Annotated in this window: 4 protein-coding genes; 3 read left to right on the forward strand and 1 reads right to left on the reverse strand. The window is 70.9% G+C overall.

Going from position 1 to position 3,165, the window contains the following annotated elements; all coding sequences use genetic code 11:
* Window positions 1-71: 71 nt before the first annotated feature.
* A complete protein-coding gene (locus ACFWE2_RS25040; RefSeq protein WP_377226918.1) occupies window positions 72-1,328 on the reverse strand; it encodes a CapA family protein in 1,257 nt (418 codons plus the stop codon).
* A 91-nt stretch (window positions 1,329-1,419) separates the two neighbouring features.
* On the opposite strand from ACFWE2_RS25040, the gene pgsA reads away from it, so the two are divergent.
* From pgsA to ACFWE2_RS25055, 3 genes are all read left to right on the forward strand, one after another.
* The gene (pgsA, locus tag ACFWE2_RS25045) at window positions 1,420-2,010 is read left to right on the forward strand and encodes a CDP-diacylglycerol--glycerol-3-phosphate 3-phosphatidyltransferase (RefSeq protein WP_377226919.1); all 591 of its coding nucleotides are present in this window, start codon (window positions 1,420-1,422) and stop codon (window positions 2,008-2,010) included.
* Window positions 2,007-2,525, forward strand: a complete 519-nt coding sequence (locus tag ACFWE2_RS25050) for a CinA family protein (protein ID WP_377226920.1) — start codon at window positions 2,007-2,009, stop codon at window positions 2,523-2,525. Before pgsA ends, ACFWE2_RS25050 begins: the two co-directional genes overlap by 4 nt.
* A gap of 247 nt (window positions 2,526-2,772) precedes the next feature.
* Window positions 2,773-3,126 carry a helix-turn-helix domain-containing protein gene (locus tag ACFWE2_RS25055; protein WP_116674556.1) on the forward strand — a complete coding sequence of 118 codons (354 nt, stop codon included), beginning with the start codon at window positions 2,773-2,775 and terminating at the stop codon, window positions 3,124-3,126.
* Window positions 3,127-3,165 lie beyond the last annotated feature (39 nt).

Genomic DNA, 3,165 nt, shown 5'->3' on the forward strand with positions numbered 1-3,165 from the left:
TGTCCGAGCTTCCTTGGCTGAAAGCCGGGAGGCTCGGACAGGCGCTCTACCTCGCGGATTCGCGGACCAGGTCAGCGGGGGCGCGGGACCACGCGCGGCGGTTCGCCCGTCGAGGTGGGCGGCCGGTCCTGCTCCTTCGCGCCGTCCCCGGCCGCCTCCTGTGCGATCAGGAGCCGTTCGCGGAGCTCGGCGGCCGTGAGCGCGGCGCCATCCGGCCGGGCGAGCGCGTCGCGGGTGCTCCGCAGGCGGTGGCCCGCCGCGCGGTCGACCGTGGTCGCCGCCCAGCGGACCTCGGTGACCCGGGTGCTCCCCTCGGGGGACTGCACGATGTCCGCCACCATCAGCAGGCCGACGGCGGAGGCCGGCACGCAGCAGTCCGCCCCCTGGTTGGACAGGAGGTTGCCCAGCCCGTATGCCACCCACATCCCGTCGCCGTCCGGGCCGCCGCGGAGGCGTTCGACAGGCTGCGGGACGTGGGCGTGGTGGCCGATCACGAGGTCGATCTGCCGTGAGCGCGCCAGGGCTCGCGTCGCCGCCCGCTGGTGCTTGGTGGGCTCGGTGACGTACTCGACGCCGTCGTGCAGGCTGGCGACCACGAGGTCGGCGCCCGCGGCTCGCGCCGCCCTGGCCTGCCGGGCGATCCGTGCCGGGTCGATGATGTCCACCGACCAGGTCCCGCGGGGCGGCTGGAGCCCGTTCAGCCCGTACGTCGCGGAGAGGTGGGCGATGGTCACCGTCCGGCCGTCGCGGCGGAGCTCGTAGAACTGGGCGCCGCGTGCCTCCCGCTTGCCGCGCGCCGTCCCGACGTGGCCCATCCCGGCCTCGTCGAACGCGTCAAGGGTCGCCGCGAGGGCGTCGTACCCGCCGTCGGCCGCGTGGTTGGACGCCGTCGAACAACCGTCCCAGCCCTGCTCGCCCAGGTCGCGGACGATCTCGGCGGGCGCGCGGAACACCGGGTAGCCCGACGGCGCCACGCCCGGCGGCGCGACCGGCACCTCCAGGTGGCACAGGGCCAGGTCCGCGCCGTCGACCCACTGATCGATGCCCGAGAGCAGCGGCGAGTAGTCGATGCCGTCGGCTCCGGTCGCGGACTCGTTGACCGCCTTGTGGGTCAGGACGTCGCCCGCTGCGAGCAGGGTGAGCTCGATGTCCTGCGGCGGCGGGGGTGACGGCGTGGTCTCGGGTGACGGGGTGGAGCCGGTCGCGCTCGCGCTGCCCGAGGGATCCGCGGCCGGGTCCGTGGCAGGGGTGCAGCCGGCCACGGTCACGACGAGCGCGGTGCACAGCGCCGCGTGGGCCAGGAACCGCTGGGCGCGGACGGTGTTCACCCTGCGGATGCTATGGCAGGCCGACGGTCGCGGCGAGCGTGACGCGCGCCGGGCGGTCCGACCGCGCGTGAACCGCCGTTAGGCTTGAGCAATGGTCAACGACGCTCCGTCGCCCTGGAACATTGCGAACGTCGTCACGATGATTCGCATCGCCATGGTCCCGTTCTTCGCCTGGGCACTCCTCGTCGAAGGTGGGGACGACACCACGTGGCGGCTCGTGGCCACCGCGATCTTCGTGGTCGCCGCCGTCTCCGACAAGGTGGACGGCTACCTCGCCCGGTCGCGTGGGCTGATCACCGACCTGGGCAAGCTGCTCGACCCGATAGCGGACAAGCTGCTCGTCGGCGCCGCCCTGATCCTGCTCTGGATCCCGCTGGGCGAGCTGCCCTGGTGGATCCCGGTGATCATCCTGGTGCGGGAGCTCGGTATCACGTTCATGCGCATGGGCATGCTCAAGTACGAGGTGATGCCGGCGTCGCGCGGCGGCAAGCTCAAGACGGTGCTGCAGGCCGTGGCGATCTCGATGTTCCTGCTGCCCCGCGACGGCTTCGAGTGGTTCACGGTGATCGCCTGGGTGGTGCTGATGGCGGCGTTCGTCGTGACCGTCGTGACGGGCGCCGAGTACGTGTACCAGGGCTGGAAGATCCGCCGCGACGCGCGGGCCAGGACGCAGAGCGTATGACCGCGCCCCGGTTGCTGGCGGAGGCAGCCGCACGGGGCTGGACCATCGGCGTCGCCGAGTCGCTGACCGGTGGACTGGTCACGGCGGCACTGGTCGCCGTACCCGGTGCGTCGAGGGTGCTGCGCGGCGGCGTCGTCGCGTATGCGACCGACCTGAAGGCCGGGCTGCTCGGCGTCGACGCCGACCTGCTCGCCGAGCGGGGTGCCGTGGACGAGGCGGTGGCCGCCCAGATGGCGGCCGGGATACGCGCCGTCACCGGCGCCGATGTGGGACTGGCCACGACGGGGGTCGCCGGACCGGATCCACAGGATGGTCAAGCGCCGGGTGTGGTTTTCGTAGCGGTCAGCACTCCGGTAGCGTCGGAGGTGCAGCGGCTTGACCTCGACGGCGACCGGTCAAAGGTGATCGCTGACTCCGTCCGAGGAGCGCTCGAGCTGGCATTGTTGCTCGTGAGTGAGGCCCGGGTGAAAAATTCGACACACCCCACGAAGTTTCCTGAAGTTACAGACATGTGAAGTTTCTTGGTTTAATCTTGCACAGGGCTTGACGCAGGTGGACTTCGGGAACAAGGCTCAGATCCACGGCGTTAGTCCCGGTGTGATCATGAACAGGCCGACCACCCGGAGCGGGCGCAAGAACTCTTCGAGCGCGGGGTACGGTAGAACGAACTCCACGCATGGAGCACGCACCACACGCAAGGCACGCCCGGTCCAGGTAGGACAGGGCGTGAGATCAGGGACAGGCACTGAAAGGGGGCGCGAGATGGTCGTACTACGGCGAGAAATCGGAGACGTGCTGCGTGACACGCGGCAGCGTCAGGGGCGCACCCTGCGCGAGGTTTCGTCGGCGGCGCGAGTGTCGCTGGGTTACCTCAGTGAGGTGGAGCGAGGGCAGAAGGAGGCGTCGTCCGAGCTTCTTGGCTCCATCTGCGAGGCGCTCGACGTCCCGCTGTCCTTGGTCCTGCGTGAGGTGAGCGACCGCGTGGCGGTGGCCGAAGGATTCCAGATCCCCGACACGATCCCCGCGGACTTCGTCGCGGGCCTGCTGGCCAGGGGAGGCGACCGGACCGCAGCGCGGCGGGAGGTCGCGCAGTCGGACCTGGCGCCTGTCGGCTGACCAAGCCGCCCGGAGAGCTGCCGCAGCACCGTTTCAGGG

Source organism: Promicromonospora sp. NPDC060271, assembly GCF_042726755.1.
In the GTDB taxonomy this organism is placed as follows: Bacteria; Actinomycetota; Actinomycetes; order Actinomycetales; family Cellulomonadaceae; genus Promicromonospora.

Excerpts from the sequence above, each read along its gene's own strand:
- pgsA (WP_377226919.1), top strand. The coding sequence starts at position 1,420 with ATGGTCAACGACGCTCCGTCGCCCTGGAACATTGCGAACGTCGTCACG.
- ACFWE2_RS25050 (WP_377226920.1), top strand. The coding sequence starts at position 2,007 with ATGACCGCGCCCCGGTTGCTGGCGGAGGCAGCCGCACGGGGCTGGACC.
- ACFWE2_RS25055 (WP_116674556.1), top strand. The coding sequence starts at position 2,773 with ATGGTCGTACTACGGCGAGAAATCGGAGACGTGCTGCGTGACACGCGG.